The organism is Micromonospora sp. NPDC049274 (assembly GCF_040678875.1).
GTDB lineage: Bacteria > Actinomycetota > Actinomycetes > Mycobacteriales > Micromonosporaceae > Micromonospora.
Window position 1 is genome coordinate 114614 of record NZ_JBFAQS010000016.1, and the last position, 16101, is coordinate 130714.

Sequence of the window (16101 nt, forward strand, 5' to 3'; positions counted from 1 at the left end):
AGCGGGTTGATCCTCGGCCGCCGTAGCGGGTTGATCCTCGGCCGCCGTAGCGGGTTGATCCTCGGCCGCCGTAGCGGGTTGATCCTCGGCCGCCGCGGCGGGTTGGGGCGACCGTCCCCGGCTCCGGGCGGTCAGGCTTGATCCCTGCGCCGGGGACGGTCGCCCCAACCCTGACCCTGGTCACCGTGCGTCCGCCCGTTGCGCTCCTGCGGGGGTTACGGCGGCTTGATCCACTCGGGTTCCAGGAAGTCGGCCTTTTCCCACGCCCCGGATACCGCGACTTCAAGGAAGACGAGTCGATCAAACGGACGCTGCCACGCCGCACCCGTCCGCCCGCACGGCACCAGCGGCACCGCAGTGAATAAGCGGACGGGCAGGGATCAGGCACAGGCCAGCTCAAGCCCCAGCCCAGCCCAGCCCAGCCCAGCCCAGCTGATCGCATGATCGACGTCATGTCGCCGACATGGCGGGGTCCTGTCGTTGGGAAACCGCCATGTCGCCGATACGGAGTCGATCATGCGTTCGCGCGACCAGAAGCCGCACCGAGAAACGGTCGTAAGGTGCCAATCGCTCGGCTGAGCTCCGCACAGGCGGCCGCGAAGGCTTGATCCACTCGGGTTCCAGGAAGTCGGCCTGTCGTCACGGCTCGGATACCACGACTTCAAGGAAGACGAGTCGATCAAAGCGAGTGCCCACGGCCAGGGGCCAGACCACGGGCAGGGGCCAGACCACGGGCAGGGGCCAGACCACGGGCAGGGGCCAGCCACGGGCTGGGGGCGACCGTGCCCGGCGGAGGGATCAAGCCTGACCGCCCGGAGCCGGGGACGGTCGCCCCCAGCCCCAACCGCAACCACCCACGAGACCGCGGCACGCGACAACCCGAGACCGCGGCACGCGACAACCCGAGACCGAGGCGAGCGACAAGACCGAGACCACCGAGCCGACCCGCCAAGCCCAGACCACCAAGCCCGGACGCCACCGGAGCGAAGTCGGTTCAACTGCTCCTTCCCGGGTAGCAAGTCAGGCAGGACCGAGGGAGGGTAGCCAGACATGAAGGCGTTGACCTGGCAGGGCAAGCGGGACGTACGAGTGGAGGAGGTGCCGGATCCCCGGATCGAGGCGCCGACCGACGCGATCGTCAAGATCACATCGACGGCGATCTGTGGCTCGGATCTGCACCTGTACGAGGTGTTGGGGCCGTATCTGAAGCCCGGCGACGTCCTCGGCCACGAGCCAATGGGCATCGTCGAGGAGGTCGGGTCGGACGTTACCGGGCTCAAGCCCGGCGACCGGGTGGTGGTGCCGTTCAACATCTCGTGCGGCAGTTGCTGGATGTGCAAGCGTCAGCTCTACGCCCAGTGTGAGACGACCCAGGTGACAAGCGAGGGCAAGGGCGCGTCGCTGTTCGGCTACACCTCGCTCTACGGTTCGGTGCCGGGCGGCCAGGCCGAGTACCTGCGCGTGCCGCAGGCCCACTTCGGACCGATCAAGATTCCCGAGACCGGCGCCGACGAGCGGTACCTCTACCTCTCCGACATCCTGCCCACCGCCTGGCAGGCCGTGAAGTACGCGGACACGCCGCCCGGTGGCACCCTGGCCGTCTTCGGGCTGGGCCCGGTCGGTCAGTTCTGCGCCCGGATCGGCCGCCACCTCGGCGCCGGGCGGGTGATCGGGCTGGACCTGGTGCCCGAGCGGCTGGAGTTGGCCCGGCGGCACGGCATCGAGGTGCTCGACGTCCGCGAGCTGTCGGACGTGCCGGGCGCGCTCATCGACCTGGTCGACGGGCGTGGCCCGGACGCCGTCATCGACGCGGTGGGCATGGAGGCGCACGGCTCGCCGGGCGGCAAGTTGGCACACGCGGCTGTCGGGCTTCTGCCGGACAAGCTGGCCCGGACGATGACCGACAAGGCGGCCATGGACCGACTCTCGGTCCTGCATGCCGCGGTGAAGGCGGTCCGGCGCGGCGGCACCGTGTCGATCTCCGGCGTCTACGGCGGCGAGTTGGACCCGATGCCGCTGATGGAGATGTTCGACCGGGGCATCCAGTTGCGCATGGGGCAGTGTCACGTGCGCCGGTGGACGGACGAGATTCTGCCGCTGCTCTCCGGCGACGACGACCCCTTGGGCGTGGAGGACCTGCGCACCCACCGCCTGCCGCTGAGCGACGCGCCGCGGGCGTACGACATGTTCCAGAAGAAGGAGGACGGCTGCATCAAGGTCGTGCTCGCACCTTGAGTACGACGAGGGTGGTGGTGGTCGTCGGCGCGACCAGCGGGATCGGCCGGGCGACGGCCCGGGCGTTCGCCGAGCGCGGCGACCGCCTGGTGCTCGCGGCCCGCGCGCCGCAGACCCTCGCCGAGGTACGCGAGGAGTGCGCGGGCGTCGAGGTGTTGACAGTGCCGACGGACGTCACCGAACCGGGCGCGTTGGAGGCGCTGGCGGAGGCGGCGATCGAACGGTTCGGCCGCATCGACGTCTGGGTGCACACGGCGGCGGTGATGGCCTACGGACGCTTCGACGAGTTGCCGGAGCGGGTGTTCGACCAGGTGGTACGGACCGATCTGCTGGCCGCGGCCGGTGCGGCCCGGGTGGCGCTGCGGCACTTCCGGGCCACCGGCGCCGGCACCCTGATCCTCACCGGATCGGTGCTCGGGCACATCACCGCCCCGTACATGAGCGCCTACGTGACCAGCAAGTGGGGGTTGCAGGGGTTGGCCCGCACGCTGCAGCAGGAGTTGCGCGACAGCCCGGACATCCGGCTGTGCCTGGTCAACCCGGGCAGTGTGGACACTCCGGTGTACCAGCAGGCGGCCAACTACCTTGGCCGGATCGGCCGGCCCCCACCTCCGGTCGCCGGCTCGCAGCGGGTGGCCCGGGCCATCATCGACTGCGTGGACCGGCCCCGCCGGGAGGTGTCGGTGGGCCGGCTGAACGTGGTGCTGCGGGCCGGCTTCACAGTGCTGCCGGGCGTCTACGACGTGCTTGTCGGGCCGTTGATGCGGCTGGCCGGCCTGAGCGGTCGGTCGGTCGCGGCGCATGACGGCACGGTGTTCGCCCCGAATCCGGCCGGTGAGGCGGTCCGCGGCGGCCACCTGCCCGACCTGCGGCAGCTCGTGTCCGGACCGGTCGGGGCGGTGGGCGCCGCGCTGCGTCGACGGCTCGGCTGAACCGTTCGGGACTGTTCGGGACAGCGGAGGGCCACTGTGGATCGATCAACTCGCCTAGGGTGGTGGGCCGGCAAGCGCTCCGGCGCCCCACGACGGGAGAGACGATTGACCATCCGACTGAACCGCAGGACGGCACTCGGGCTGGGGACAGTGGCCACCGCCGGCACAGTGCTCGGCGCGGCCGCCCCGGCCAACGCCGCCGAGAACACCGAGGCGACCCCGACCACCCCGGCCCGGGCCGCCAGCCGGGTCGCCGCCGTCTTCGACAGGTACAGCACCGAGGCCGGCGGCAACTGGCAGGCGTACGTCAGCGTGGCCGACCCGGCGGGCCCGCCGGTCGTCGCGGTCGCGGCCGACGCGGACCGACGGATCGAGGCGTACAGCGTCAACAAGATCGCGGTGGCCACGGCGGTGCTGGACAAGGTCGACCGAGGCCTGCTGACGCTGGACCAGCGGGTCGACGTGACCGCCGCGATCGTCGTGCCGGGCGGCGACGGCATCTTCAGCCTGGACGGCGCGTACCCGAGCAGCGTGACCCTCGGGCACGTGCTGGCCAACCTGCTGACCGTCTCCGACGACACGGCGGTGCGGCTGTGCGGGCTTGTCGCACCGGCCGCCGAGATCAACTCGATCCTGGTCGCGAAGGGTTTCCCGAACACCCAGGTCGAGCCGGTGGCCAACCCGAACCGGTTCTTCCTCGGCACCAGCACCCCGCGGGAGACGCACGACCTGCTGCGCGCCCTGGTCGCCGGCACGCTGCTCTCGCCGGCCTCGACGACGCACCTGCTCGGGCTGCTGCGCTCCCCGGTGGCCTTCACCGACGGCATCCGGCGCACCATGTCCTCGGACGAGCGCGCCCGCATCGCCACCAAGGCCGGCTGGTTCGCCGACGCCCGGCACGAGGCCGGGGTGATCTTCGACCGGTCCGGTGCTGCGGTGCTGACCTACGCGCTGTTCGCCGACGGGCAGGCCGACCCGGACAACTTCGGCGCGACCCACCCGGCGGTGCAGGCCCGAGCCGCCATGGGTCCGAAGTTCCTGGCGGCGGTGGACCGGATCGCGGGCGCGGGCAAGACGTTCCGGGCGCCCACCCGGCGGCCCAGCAACGGCGGCTGACACCGCTTGCGGGCCGGTCGTCGGGTGACGGCCGGCCCGGTGCGGGCCACCGCCGGGGCGGGAACCGCCACGGGGAACTACCGTGTAGTGCGGGACACGGCGGAGGGACGGCGATGGCGTCAGCGAAACGCACGGACGGGCAACGGTCGCTCGGGCGACGGATGCGGGGAACGGCGGCGCTGGCAGCGCTGGCCGGCCTGGCCTGGGTGGCCCGGGACGTTCCGGCGGCGCTCGGCGGCCGGCTCGCCGGCGCCCGCGCCGAACGGGCGGCCCGCTCGCCGCAGTTCCGCGACGGCACCTTCCACAACCAGGCCGACACCCGCACGATGACCGCCGAGCCGGGTCGCAACCTGGTCCGCGAGCTGATCTTCGGCAAGCAGCAGCGGCGTCCCACCGCACCGGTGCCGCTGCTGCGCCCCAGCGCGCCGCCCGCCGCCGACAGCGCCGACGAGCTGAACATCATCTGGTACGGCCACGCCTCCGCGCTCATCGAGATCGAAGGTCGGCGGGTGCTGCTCGACCCGGTGTGGAGTGACCGCTGTTCCCCGTCCGGCCTGGTAGGCCCGCGGCGACTGCACGAGCCTCCGGTACGCCTGGACGAGCTTCCGCCGTTGGACGCCATCCTGATCTCGCACGACCACTACGACCACCTGGACATGCCCACCGTGCGGGCGCTGGTGGCCGGGCAGTCCGCGCCGTTCCTGGTGCCGCTCGGCGTGGGCGCGCACCTGGACCACTGGGGTGTGCCCGCCGACCGGATCATCGAACTGGACTGGTCCGAGTGCCACCGGGTGGGCGGGCTGGAGATCACCGCGACCGCCGCCCAGCACTTCTCCGGCCGAGGGCTGCGCCGCGACGGCACGCTCTGGAGTTCCTGGGTGGTCGCCGGGGCCCGGCGCAAGGTCTTCTACACGGGCGACTCCGGCTACTTCCCCGGGTACGCGGCGATCGGCGCCGAACACGGGCCGTTCGACGTGACGCTGATGCAGATCGGCGCGTACGACCGGGCGTGGCCGACCATCCACATGTTCCCGGAGGAGGCGGTCGACGCTCACATCGACCTGCGCGGCGGGCTGTTCATTCCGGTGCACTGGGCGACGTTCAACCTGGCGCTGCACGACTGGTCCGAACCGGTGAACCGGCTCTGGGCGGAGGCCAAGGCCCGCGACGTCCGGCTCGCCGTGCCCCGCCCCGGCGAGCGGGTGGTGGTCGACGAGCCGCCCGCGGTCGACGGCTGGTGGCAGTCCGTAGCCTGAGCCGGGTCAGAGCACGAGCCGGGTCAGAGCACGAAGGCGTCGGTCCAGAGCGCGCCGGAACGCCCGGACAGCGCATCCAGCATGGCTACCGCCTGCCCGTCGGTGAGCTGCGCCACGAAGTCCACGATGGCGCGGCCCCGGGCGCGGCCGATCCGGTGCGGTGTACGCGGGTGCAGCTCCGCCTCGGCCAGCTCGACCAGGTCGTGCAGCCGGCGGGGCAGCCGGGACTCCTCCTCCGGGTCGAGCAGCCACTCCCACAGGGCCTCCACCAGGGTGCCCAGCAGCCGGGCCTGACCACGCTGGTGCAGGGCCAGGTCGGGGCGGGCCAGCACGAACCGGTGGTGGACGAACTTGAGCACCTGCACCTCGTGCCACTGGGCGCAGCCGAGCAGCACGTACCCGGAGCGCACCGACGGCTGGTCGGTCACCGTGATCGCCTCCACGAAGCGGGTGGACCAGCGGGCGGAGAACCGCGACACGTACTGCTCCGCCTCGATCGAACCGTCGAACGGCATCGCCAGCAGCCCGTCCACCAGCTCCTCGCGGACGTGCTCGACGGCGGCGGCGAACGCGTCGTCGTCGGCGATCCAGGCGTCCTTGCGGTGCAGCTGGCGGCGGAGGCGCTCGATCGCCGCACCGGGCCGCCGAGCCGCCGTGGCCAGCGCCGCGTCGGTGATCGCCCGGAAGTGCCCGCTCTCGCGCTGCCAGGCCATCAGCTCGGCCGACACCGCACCCTGCTGGAGCACCCCGACCCGGTAGAAGTCCTCCACGTCGTGGATGGCGTACGCGATGTCGTCGGCGGTGTCCATCACGGACGCCTCCACGGTCTGCTGCCAGTCCGGAATCCGGCCGGCGAACGGCTCCCGGGCCTGCCGCAGGTCGTCGAGCTCGGTCCGGTACGCCCCGAACTTCAACGAGCCGCTCTCCGGGTCGTCCGGCGGCGGGGTGGCGCCGCGTGGCGGGGGATCCATGGTGCGGGGGTGCGGGTCGGGGTAGTCCAGCCGCGTCCACGGGTACTTCAGCATCGCCGCGCGCACCGCGGCGGTCAGGTCCAGCCCGGTGGTGGCCGCGCCCCGGATCTCGGTGCTCGTGACGATCCGGTACGACTGCGCGTTGCCCTCGAACCCGTCGGCGAGGCCGAGGCGCTGGCGGGCGAGCCGGTCGAGCACCCGCTCGCCCAGGTGCCCGAACGGCGGGTGACCGAGGTCGTGGGCGAGCGCCGCGGCCTCCACCACGTCGGGGTCGCAGCCGCCGAGCTTGTCCAGCAGGTCGCGCCACCGGTCGTCGGCAGTCAGGCGCTCGGCGATGGCCCGGGCCACCTGGGCGACCTTCAGGCTGTGGGTGAGCCGGTTGTGCACCAGCAGCCCGGAACCGACCGGGCTGATCACCTGGGTGACCCCGCCGAGGCGGGCGAAGAACGGCGAGCCGACGATCCGGTCCCGGTCGGCGCGGAACGGGTTGGCCGTGAGGTCGCCGAGGGCTCGGGCGCTGCCGCCGAAGAGCCGCCGGGCGCGCGGCTCCGCAGGTGATTCCATGATCGCCACGCTAGCGCAGGCCCGCGGGGACCGCGGCTGGTCACCCCGGCCGGGCGCGGCGACAAGCGTCGGGGTGGCCCGGCAGAATGCAGGCGGTACCCACTCCCGAAGGCGGATCGAGATCGTGACCCAGTCTGTTCATCAGCGGATCGCCGACGAGCTCGGCGTGGCCGAGCGTCAGGTGCGGGCGGCCGTGGAGCTGCTCGACGGCGGCGCCACCGTGCCGTTCATCGCCCGCTACCGCAAGGAGGCCACCGGCCTGCTCGACGACACCCAGCTGCGCACCCTGGAGGAGCGACTGCGCTACCTCCGCGAGCTGGACGAGCGGCGTGCCGCCGTACTGGAGTCGATCCGCGGCCAGGGCAAGCTGGACGAGGCCCTGGAAGCGCAGATCATGGCCGCCGACTCGAAGTCGCGGCTGGAGGACATCTACCTGCCGTACAAGCCGAAGCGGCGGACCCGAGCGCAGATCGCCCGGGAGGCCGGGTTGGCGCCGCTGGCCGAGACGCTGCTGGCCGACCCCAGCCAGGATCCGAAGGTCACAGCCGCCGGGTTCGTCGACGCGGAGAAGGGCGTCGCCGACGTCGCCGCCGCGCTGGAGGGCGCGCGGGCGATCCTCATCGAGACGTTCGCCGAGGACGCCGACCTGATCGGCACGCTGCGCGAGCAGATGTGGTCGCGGGGCCGGCTGGCTTCCCGGGTACGCGATGGTCAGGAGGCGTCCGGCGCCAAGTTCTCCGACTACTTCGACTTCTCCGAGCCGTACCCGAGGCTGCCCTCGCACCGGATCCTGGCGATGTTCCGGGGCGAGAAGGAGGGCGTGCTCGACCTGACCATGGAGTCGGAGGAGGCCGGTGAGGCAGAGGCCGTGCCGACCGGTCCGAGCCGGTACGAGGCGGTCATCGCCGGCCGGTTCGGGGTCTCCGACGCGGGCCGCCCGGCCGACCGCTGGCTGGTCGACACGGTCCGCTGGGCGTGGCGTACCCGGATCCTCATCCACCTCGGCGCCGACCTGCGGATGCGGCTGTGGCAGGCAGCCGAGGAGGAGGCCGTCCGGGTCTTCGCCACCAACCTGCGGGACCTGCTGCTGGCCGCGCCGGCCGGCACCCGGCCCACCATGGGCCTGGACCCGGGCCTGCGGACCGGCGTGAAGGTGGCAGTGGTGGACGCCACCGGCAAGGTGGTCGCCACCGACACCATCTATCCGCACGAGCCGCGTCGGCAGTGGGACGCGTCGGTCGAGACCCTCGCCCGGCTGGCCGGGGCGCACGGCGTGGAGCTGATCGCGATCGGCAACGGCACCGCCTCCCGCGAGACCGACAAGCTCGCCGGTGATCTGATCGCCCGGCACCCGCAGCTCAACCTGACGAAGGTGATGGTCTCCGAGGCCGGCGCGTCGGTCTACTCCGCCTCCGCGTACGCCTCGCAGGAGCTGCCCGGGATGGACGTGTCGCTGCGCGGGGCGGTCTCCATCGCCCGCCGCCTCCAGGACCCCCTCGCGGAGCTGGTCAAGATCGACCCACGCTCGATCGGCGTCGGTCAGTACCAGCACGACCTGTCCGAGGTGAAGCTCTCCCGGTCGCTGGACGCGGTAGTCGAAGACTGCGTCAACGCGGTCGGGGTGAACGTCAACACCGCCTCCGCACCGCTGCTGACCCGGGTCTCCGGAATCGGCGCCGGGCTGGCCGAGAACATCGTGCTGCACCGGGACGCCAACGGGCCGTTCCGCTCGCGGACCGAGCTGAAGAAGGTGGCCCGGCTCGGGCCGAAGGCGTTCGAGCAGTGCGCCGGCTTCCTGCGCATCCCCGGCGGGGACGACCCGCTGGACTCCTCCAGCGTGCACCCCGAGGCGTACCCGGTGGTGCGGCGCATCCTCGCCAGCACCGGCCAGGACCTGCGCGCGGTGATCGGTAAGAGCGCGATCCTGCGGGGACTGCGGGCCACCGACTTCGTCGACGACCGGTTCGGCCTGCCCACCGTCACCGACATCCTCGCCGAACTGGAGAAGCCGGGCCGCGACCCTCGGCCGGAGTTCCGCACCGCCACCTTCGTCGAGGGGGTGGAGAAGATCGGTGACCTGACGCCCGGGATGGTGCTGGAGGGCGTGGTCACCAACGTGGCCGCGTTCGGCGCTTTCGTCGACGTCGGGGTGCACCAGGACGGTCTGGTGCACGTGTCGGCGATGTCCCGGACGTTCGTCAAGGACCCCCGCGAGGTGGTCAAGTCCGGCGACGTGGTCAAGGTCCGGGTGCTCGACGTGGACGTACCCCGTAAGCGGATCTCCCTGACCCTGCGCCTGGAGGACGAGCCGGCCGCCGGCGGTGGCGGTCGGACGAGCCAGGAGGGTCGAGGCGGCCCGGCGCAGCGCGGACCACAGGGCAGCCGCGGCGAGTCCGGCGGACGCGGCGGCCAGGACGGCCGAGGCGGGTCCGGCGGACGCGGCGGCCAGAGCGGTTCGGGTGGCCAGGGCGGGTCCGGCGGACGCGGCGGCCAGAGCGGTTCGGGTGGCCAGGGCGGGTCCGGCGGACGCGGCGGGCAGGGTGGACGCGGCGGGCAGGGTGGACGAGGCGGGCAGCAGCGCCAGGGCGCACCGGCGCCGGCCAACGACGCGATGGCCGAGGCCCTGCGCCGCGCCGGACTGGCCTGATCCGCGACCTCGCGCGGTGTCGTGTAGATCTTGGACAGTTTCCGTTCGCGCGGAACGGAAACCGTCCAAGATCTGGAGCTGAGCGGCGCGGCGCGGCACGGAAGCGCCGCGCGGCACGGAAGCGCGGCGCGCAACCACCGCGCGGCGGCGCGGCGGCGCGGTGGCCGGAAATCGGCTCGCGCGGGGGTGCGCCTCGGAGTGATGATCTCGCGGTGAGGATGCATGCCGACCAGGTGGACGTGCCCGTGGACGCGGTCGCCGCGCTGGTGGCCGCGCAGTTTCCCCGCTGGCGGGGTCTGCCCGTCCGCCCGGTCTCCTCGGCTGGGACGGTGCACGCCCTGTTCCGGGTCGGGGCGGAGGTCGTGCTGCGGTTTCCGCTGCGCCCCGGGGCCGATTCCGACCTGCGCGCGGAATTGGCGCGGGAGCAGGAGTACGCCGTGCTGCTCGCCGCGCACCTACCGGTCGCGGTGCCCGAGCCGCTCGGCCTGGGTGAGCCGGGCGACGGGTATCCCGGGCCGTGGGCGGCGTACCGCTGGATTCCCGGTGCGCCGGCTCAGCTCGACCGGGTCGGCGATCCGGACGTGTTCGCCAGTGACCTGGCCGCCGTCGTGGTGGCCCTGCGCGGCATCGACACCGGCGGGCGGTCCTGGCCGGGAACCGGCCGGGGCGGACCGCTCGCCGACCAGGACGCCGACGTGCGGGCAGCCCTGGCCGTCAGCGGCGAACTGACCGACACCGCCGCGCTGGCCGAGGTGTGGGACCGGTGCCGGGCCGTCCGCCGCGACGACCCCGACGTGTGGATCCACGCCGACCTGATGCCGGGCAACCTGCTGGTCCGCGACGGTCGACTGGTGGCGGTCATCGACCTCGGCACGGTCGGAGTGGGCGACCCGGCGGTGGACCTGATGCCGGCGTGGAACCTGCTCGACGCGGGGTCGCGGGAGACGTACCGGCGGGCGTTGGGCGTGGACGACGCCACCTGGGAGCGGGGGCGCGGGTGGGCCCTGGAGCAGGCGATCAACGCGCTGCACTACTACGTCGAGACGAACCCGGGAATGGCGGGCATCGCCCGGCACACCCTGCGGGCCGTTCTGGACTGAGTCGCGTCGCGTACCGTCGGATCGTGGGTGAGGGCGACGGCCGCGAGTGGCGGGAGCGGCAGCAGCGGGCGGTGCGGGCGCACGCCGACGCGGAGGCGCGGCGGCGGGCCGCCGAGCAGGCGCAGGCGGCGGAGTTGGTGGCCTGGTTCGTGGCCGAGGCGACCCGGCGGGGTCTGCCCACCACGCGGCTGGTCGCCCGGGGCTACGACGGGCGCGGTCGCTACCGGACGCGGTTGACCGGCTGGTACGTCGACCGGGGCGGGACCCGAGCGGTGGACACGGCCGGTCGGTTCCATCTGCTGACCGTTCCGGGCGGCCTGCGGGCCCGGTTGTTCGGCGTCGACCCGCAGCCCAGCCCGGCGCCGCTTGTCGTCGGGGCCGGCGGGCGCGACGGCGAGTCGATCCCGCTGCGGACGCTGCTCACCCGGTTGCTGGACGGGATCGACGAGCCAGGTTCCACCACCAGAGCTGCTGCACCAGAAGCGTGAGCAGCCCGGCCAGGACGATCGCGCACAGGTTGATCACCAACTGGAGGGCCGAACCGCCGGCCTCGCCCCACACGCCGTAGGCGGCGGCGACCGCCACGTTCGCCGCGGCGGGCACCGTGGTCACCGAGATCAGCACCCCGACCAGGCTGCCCGATTTCTTCGAGGTCAACGAGAGCATGCCGGCGACCCCGGCGAGCAGGCCGACGACCCAGGACAGCGCGTCCGGGCGCCAGATGAAGTCGGTGAGCGGCCGCTCGGCGAGCAGCATCTCCCTGCTCACCAGACCGGCCGCGGTAAGCGCCCAGGTGCTCAGCACGGTCGCCACCATGGCCGCCAGGAACCCCACCGTCAGGGCCTGCACCGATCGGCCGATCACCGACAGTCGGCGGCGCAGGAGCGCCACGCAGAGCGCGGCGAGGGGGCCGAACTCCGGCCCGACCACCATGGCCCCGACGATGAGGATCGGCTGGTCCAGCAGCACACCGATGCCCGCGATCATGGTGGCCACCACGATCAGCACCAGGTAGGTGCCGGACAGCTCGGTCTGCTCACCGGTCTTCGCGGCGATCTCGTCCCAGACCACCGCGTCCGCGCCGCTGCCCGGCGCCCGCTCGGCCGCGCGGTCGGCAGCCGCGGAGATGGTCAGTTCGACGTCGTCGGCGGCGATGCCGCCGCTGGTGTCCACCCCGATGCGCTGGAGCCCGTGCAGCACCCCGTCGGCGCTCTCCCGCACCACGTCGCAGAGGACGAGATCGCCCTCCGGCTGCCGCGCCACGCCGGGCAGCACGGCCAGGTGGGTCACCCCCGCGTTCGCGGACAGCAGGTCGACGACCTCGTCAGACCGATCCGCCGGGACGATCACCCTCAGGTGCAGCACTCGTTCTCCCTGGTGTGGACGTACCGCGGCCGGCAGCACTCTACCGGCCGCGCCGTGGCCGTCGGAACGCGAAGACCGATCGGGTGGAAACGGCGCAGGATCGGCGAAACCACCCATCCACCGCTATAGCGGCTGCTACAACCATTGTGGTCTTTCAGCATGTTTGATCGGAGGCGCCGTCCGTGGATCTCATCCACCACCGTCCGCCCGAGGCGCGCGTTGGCGGCCCGGCCGTCACCGACCCGGTCTTCCTCTCCCCGCCGGACGTCGGCGAACTGGAGGAGTCCTACCTGCTGCGCGCCTTCCGCGCCGGCCGCTTCGACCCCGAGGGCCCGGAGTTGGGCGCGTTCGAACGGGAGGTCGCCGCGCGGGTCGGCGTCGGCCACGCGCTGGGGCTCTCCTCCGGCACCGCCGCGCTGCACCTGGCGCTGCTCACCGTCGGTGCCGGACCCGGTTCCGTGGTGGTCGTGCCCACCCTGACGTTCGCCGCCACCGCCAACGCGGTCACCTACACAGGCGCCGAACCGGTCTTCGTGGACTGTGACGCGGCCACCGGCAACCTCGACGTCGACCTGCTCTCCGACCTGCTCGGACGACTCGCCGAGGCCGGCCGGCGGGTCGCCGCCGTGCTGAGCGTGGACATCAACGGTCGGTGCGCCGACTACGACAGGCTGCTGCCGCTCTGCGCCTCGACAGGCGTACCCGTCGTCGAGGACGCGGCGCAGGCCCTCGGCTCCACCTACCGGGGCCGACACGCCGGCACCCTCGGCCGGGTGGGGATCTACTCGTTCAGCCACAACAAGGTGATGACCACCTCGGCCGGCGGAATGCTCGTCTCCGACGACCCGGCCCTGGTGGCGCGGGCCCGCCACCTCGCCACCCAGGCGCGCGAGCCGGTGCCGCACTACGAGCACCGCGACGTCGGCTACAACTACCGGCTCAGCACGCTGCTGGCCGCCCTCGGCCGGGCGCAGCTCAGCCGGCTGGACGCGATGATCGCCCGACGGCGGGCGCTGCGGGACCGGTACGCCCACCTCTTCGCCGCCGTGCCGGGCACCCGGATCCTCGGCGCCGGCGACCCGGGCTCCAACTGCTGGCTGACCTCCGTGGTGGTCGAGCCCGAACGTGCCGGCTGGCAGGCCGGCCACCTGGCCGAGCACCTGGTCGCCCATGGCGTGGAGAGCCGCCCCATGTGGAAACCGATGCACCGCCAGCCGGTGTACGCCGACCAACCGGCCGCCCTGACCGGGGTGGCCGACCGCCTCTTCGCCACCAGCCTCTCCCTGCCCAGCGGCTCCGCGCTCACCGACGACCAGGTCGACCGGGTGTTCGCCACGATCAGCGAATTTCTCCAGGAGCACCGATGACGAGCGGACCCCGCCCCTACGACGCCCTCAAGCGCGCGCTGGACGTCCTCCTGGCCGCCACCGGTCTGCTGCTGGCAGCCCCGGTGCTCACCGCCGTGGCGCTGGCCGTGCTTGTCACCATGGGCCGGCCGGTGCTGTTCCGGCAGGCCCGGCCGGGTCGGCACGGCCGGTTGTTCCACCTGGTCAAGTTCCGCTCGATGACCGTCGGCGGCGAGGACAGCGCGCCGGCCAACGACGGTGAGCGGCTCACCCCGTTCGGCAGGTGGCTGCGGACCACGAGCCTGGACGAGCTGCCCCAACTGTGGAACGTGCTGCGCGGCGAGATGAGCCTGGTCGGGCCGCGTCCGCTGCTGCCGGCGTACCTGACCCGGTACACGCCCGAGCAGCTCCGCCGCCACGACGTCCGGCCCGGCATCACAGGCCTTCAGCAGGTCTACGGGCGTAACGCGTTGAGCTGGGAGGAACGGTTCGCGCTCGACGTGCGCTACGTACGGCACCGCTCGCTCGCGCTGGACCTGCGCATCCTGCTCCGCACGGTACGGATCGTGCTGCGCCGCGAGGGCATCACGGCGCCGGGCGTGGCCACCGCCCGCGAGTACCTCGGCCCGTCCGGACTCGCCACCGCCGGCACCGGTCACGCTCCGACGACGAGTCGCCGGTGAGCCTGGACATCGTCGTCGTCGGCTGCGGCGGCCACGGCCGGGAGGTGCTGGGCATCGTCCGGGCCGTCAACGCGGCCGCCGGCGGGGAGCCGGTCTGGCGGATCCGTGGCTTCGTCGACGACCGGCCCAGCGAGGTCAACCTGAAGCGGGTGCAGCGGCTGGAGGTGCCCTACCTGGGCGGTACGGCTCGTCTCGCCAACCAGCCCGCCGGCACGTACCTGGCGCTGGGCATCGGGGATCCCGCCTCCCGGCGGGCGGTGGACCGGCGGCTGGCCGCCCACGGACTGCACGCGGCGGTACTGATCCACCCGGACGCGACGGTCGGCCCGGACGCCGTCTACGGCGAGGGCCTCATCGCGTTCCCCGGTGCCCGGGTCACCACGAACGTCACGCTCGGGCGGCACGTGCACCTCAACCAGAACAGTGCCGTGGCGCATGACTGCGAGGTCGGGGACCACGTGTCGGTCAACCCGCTCGGCGCGGTCTCCGGCGACTGCCGGCTGGGCGACGGTGTACTGATCGGGGCGGGCGCGGTGGTGTTGCAGGGGCTGCGCGTCGGCGCCGACGCCACAGTCGGCGCGGGCGCCTGCGTGGTCCGGGACGTGCCGGCCGGCGTCGTCGTCAAGGGAGTCCCAGCCCGGTGAGCGCGAACGGCGCCTCCGGCGGTCCGCGCGTGGGCCACCCGCACGGTGTGCGCCGGCTACGGATCGCGGTGCTGGTCAAGACCAACGCGGGCGGGACCTGGCTGCTGCCCCAGGTGGACGAGTTGCGCCACCGCGGCCACGAGGTGACCGTCGTGCTGCCCGCGGGCGCCGGCCGGCTGACCGACGAGTTGGAGCGCCGCGGGGTCGAGGTGCTGCCGTCGCCGTACGACTTCACACTGGGGTGGTCCGCGCCGGTCGGGCTGCTGCGGCTGCGGTCGCTGCTGCGTCGGCTGCGCTCCGACGTGGTGCAGTACCACCTGATCGCCTCGGCGTACGCGGTGCGGCTGGCCACGCTGGGCCTGCCGGTGCGCCGGGTGCACATGGTGGCCGGCCCGGCGTACCTGGAGTCGAGCCTGATTCGTTCGGTGGAGCGGATGCTGTGGCGGCTCGACGACGTGGTGGTGTGCGGCTGCCGGTACGCCTCCACCCGGTACGGGGAGCTGGGCTGCCCGCCGCAGCGGCGACCTGTCGCCGTGTACGGGGTGGACACCGACGCGTTCAGCCCGGACGCCACCGGCCCGGACCAGCGGGCGAAGCTCCGCGCCGAGCTGGGCATCGACCAGTCCGCGTTCCTGGCGGTGCTGGTCAGCTACGTCTACCCGCCCAAGCGCCTGGTCCACTCCGGTCGCGGGGTGAAGGGGCACGATGTGCTCCTGACGGCCTGGCGGACGTTTCGCCGTCGACACCCGGACGCGCACCTGCTGCTGGTCGGGGGCGGCTGGACGGCGGCCGGGGAGAGCTACCGGCGGCAGCTCGCCCAGCGCTTCGGCGTCACCGACGATCCGGCGGTGACCTGGGTGGAGTCCGTCCCGGACGTCCGGCCCTGTTACGCCGCGGCCGACGTCAGCGTCTCCCCGTCACTCTGCGACGGACCGGGGGCCGCGGTGGAGGCCGGCTCGATGGGCGTACCGAGCATCGTCAGCGGGGCCGGCGGCCTGCCCGAGGCGGTCACCGACCGCTCCGGATGGGTCGTTCCGCCGGCCGACCCGGCGGCTCTGGTGGACGCGCTCGACGCGGCGTACCGCGCCTGGGCCGGCGGCACGTTGCGCCTGCGCGGCCGGTTGGCCCGGCGGCACGTGCTGGCGTCCTTCGACGACCTGCGGGCGGCGGCCGAGGTGGCCGACATCGTGGAGGACGTTGCGGCGCGACGGCGCTGACCCACGACGGCGCTGACCCACGACG

At 73.1% G+C, this 16101-nt stretch carries 13 protein-coding genes; 11 read left to right on the top strand and 2 right to left on the bottom strand.

The genetic code is table 11. From position 1 onward, the window contains the following. The first annotated feature begins 1050 nt into the window (after positions 1–1050). The 4 genes from AB0K10_RS26050 (at position 1051) to AB0K10_RS26065 (ending at position 5539) form a co-directional block, all read left to right on the top strand. Entirely contained in the window at positions 1051–2235 is a 1185-nt protein-coding gene (locus AB0K10_RS26050) for a zinc-dependent alcohol dehydrogenase (protein ID WP_363687603.1), read from the top strand. Beyond that, on the top strand, positions 2232–3167 hold the full coding sequence (locus AB0K10_RS26055; protein ID WP_363687605.1) for an SDR family NAD(P)-dependent oxidoreductase: 936 nt from the start codon (positions 2232–2234) through the stop codon (positions 3165–3167). The genes AB0K10_RS26050 and AB0K10_RS26055 overlap by 4 nt, the downstream gene beginning before the upstream one ends. 105 nt (positions 3168–3272) lie before the next feature. Next, complete coding sequence (locus AB0K10_RS26060; RefSeq protein WP_363687607.1) at positions 3273–4283, top strand: serine hydrolase; 1011 nt, start codon at positions 3273–3275, stop codon at positions 4281–4283. A gap of 113 nt (positions 4284–4396) precedes the next feature. Then, positions 4397–5539 carry an MBL fold metallo-hydrolase gene (locus tag AB0K10_RS26065; RefSeq protein WP_363687609.1) on the top strand — a complete coding sequence of 381 codons (1143 nt, stop codon included), beginning with the start codon at positions 4397–4399 and terminating at the stop codon, positions 5537–5539. A gap of 23 nt (positions 5540–5562) precedes the next feature. On the opposite strand, the gene dgt is transcribed toward AB0K10_RS26065, so the two are convergent. Beyond that, positions 5563–7074: a dGTP triphosphohydrolase gene (dgt, locus tag AB0K10_RS26070; RefSeq protein ID WP_363687611.1), complete on the bottom strand. Its 1512-nt coding sequence runs from the start codon at positions 7072–7074 to the stop codon at positions 5563–5565. Positions 7075–7198: 124 nt separating this feature from the next. Between dgt and AB0K10_RS26075 the strand changes: the two genes are divergently transcribed. The 3 genes from AB0K10_RS26075 (at position 7199) to AB0K10_RS26085 (ending at position 11309) form a co-directional block, all read left to right on the top strand. Beyond that, complete coding sequence (locus tag AB0K10_RS26075; protein WP_363687689.1) at positions 7199–9721, top strand: Tex family protein; 2523 nt, start codon at positions 7199–7201, stop codon at positions 9719–9721. A 218-nt stretch (positions 9722–9939) separates the two neighbouring features. Beyond that, positions 9940–10821 (top strand): aminoglycoside phosphotransferase family protein, encoded by an 882-nt coding sequence (locus tag AB0K10_RS26080; protein ID WP_363687690.1) that lies wholly within the window; start codon positions 9940–9942, stop codon positions 10819–10821. 23 nt (positions 10822–10844) lie between these two features. Next, complete coding sequence (locus AB0K10_RS26085; protein WP_363687613.1) at positions 10845–11309, top strand: hypothetical protein; 465 nt, start codon at positions 10845–10847, stop codon at positions 11307–11309. Here AB0K10_RS26085 and AB0K10_RS26090 read toward each other — a convergent pair. Continuing rightward, complete coding sequence (locus AB0K10_RS26090; RefSeq protein WP_363687615.1) at positions 11242–12186, bottom strand: DUF389 domain-containing protein; 945 nt, start codon at positions 12184–12186, stop codon at positions 11242–11244. The genes AB0K10_RS26085 and AB0K10_RS26090 overlap by 68 nt on opposite strands. A gap of 182 nt (positions 12187–12368) precedes the next feature. Between AB0K10_RS26090 and AB0K10_RS26095 the strand changes: the two genes are divergently transcribed. The 4 genes from AB0K10_RS26095 to AB0K10_RS26110 are packed head-to-tail and all read left to right on the top strand — an operon-like array spanning position 12369 to position 16076. Continuing rightward, a complete protein-coding gene (locus AB0K10_RS26095) occupies positions 12369–13553 on the top strand; it encodes a DegT/DnrJ/EryC1/StrS family aminotransferase (RefSeq protein WP_363687617.1) in 1185 nt (394 codons plus the stop codon). Further along, positions 13550–14215: a sugar transferase gene (locus AB0K10_RS26100; RefSeq protein ID WP_363687619.1), complete on the top strand. Its 666-nt coding sequence runs from the start codon at positions 13550–13552 to the stop codon at positions 14213–14215. The genes AB0K10_RS26095 and AB0K10_RS26100 overlap by 4 nt, the downstream gene beginning before the upstream one ends. Then, entirely contained in the window at positions 14212–14859 is a 648-nt protein-coding gene (locus AB0K10_RS26105; protein ID WP_363687621.1) for an acetyltransferase, read from the top strand. Before AB0K10_RS26100 ends, AB0K10_RS26105 begins: the two co-directional genes overlap by 4 nt. Next, positions 14856–16076: a glycosyltransferase gene (locus AB0K10_RS26110; protein ID WP_363687623.1), complete on the top strand. Its 1221-nt coding sequence runs from the start codon at positions 14856–14858 to the stop codon at positions 16074–16076. The genes AB0K10_RS26105 and AB0K10_RS26110 overlap by 4 nt, the downstream gene beginning before the upstream one ends. Positions 16077–16101: the final 25 nt, after the last annotated feature.

Bases quoted from the DNA above. Each gene is read 5' to 3' on its own strand.
- AB0K10_RS26050 (WP_363687603.1), top strand. From the start codon at position 1,051: ATGAAGGCGTTGACCTGGCAGGGCAAGCGGGACGTACGAGTGGAGGAG.
- AB0K10_RS26065 (WP_363687609.1), top strand. From the start codon at position 4,397: ATGGCGTCAGCGAAACGCACGGACGGGCAACGGTCGCTCGGGCGACGG.
- dgt (WP_363687611.1), bottom strand. From the start codon at position 7,074: ATGGAATCACCTGCGGAGCCGCGCGCCCGGCGGCTCTTCGGCGGCAGC.
- AB0K10_RS26080 (WP_363687690.1), top strand. From the start codon at position 9,940: ATGCATGCCGACCAGGTGGACGTGCCCGTGGACGCGGTCGCCGCGCTG.
- AB0K10_RS26100 (WP_363687619.1), top strand. From the start codon at position 13,550: ATGACGAGCGGACCCCGCCCCTACGACGCCCTCAAGCGCGCGCTGGAC.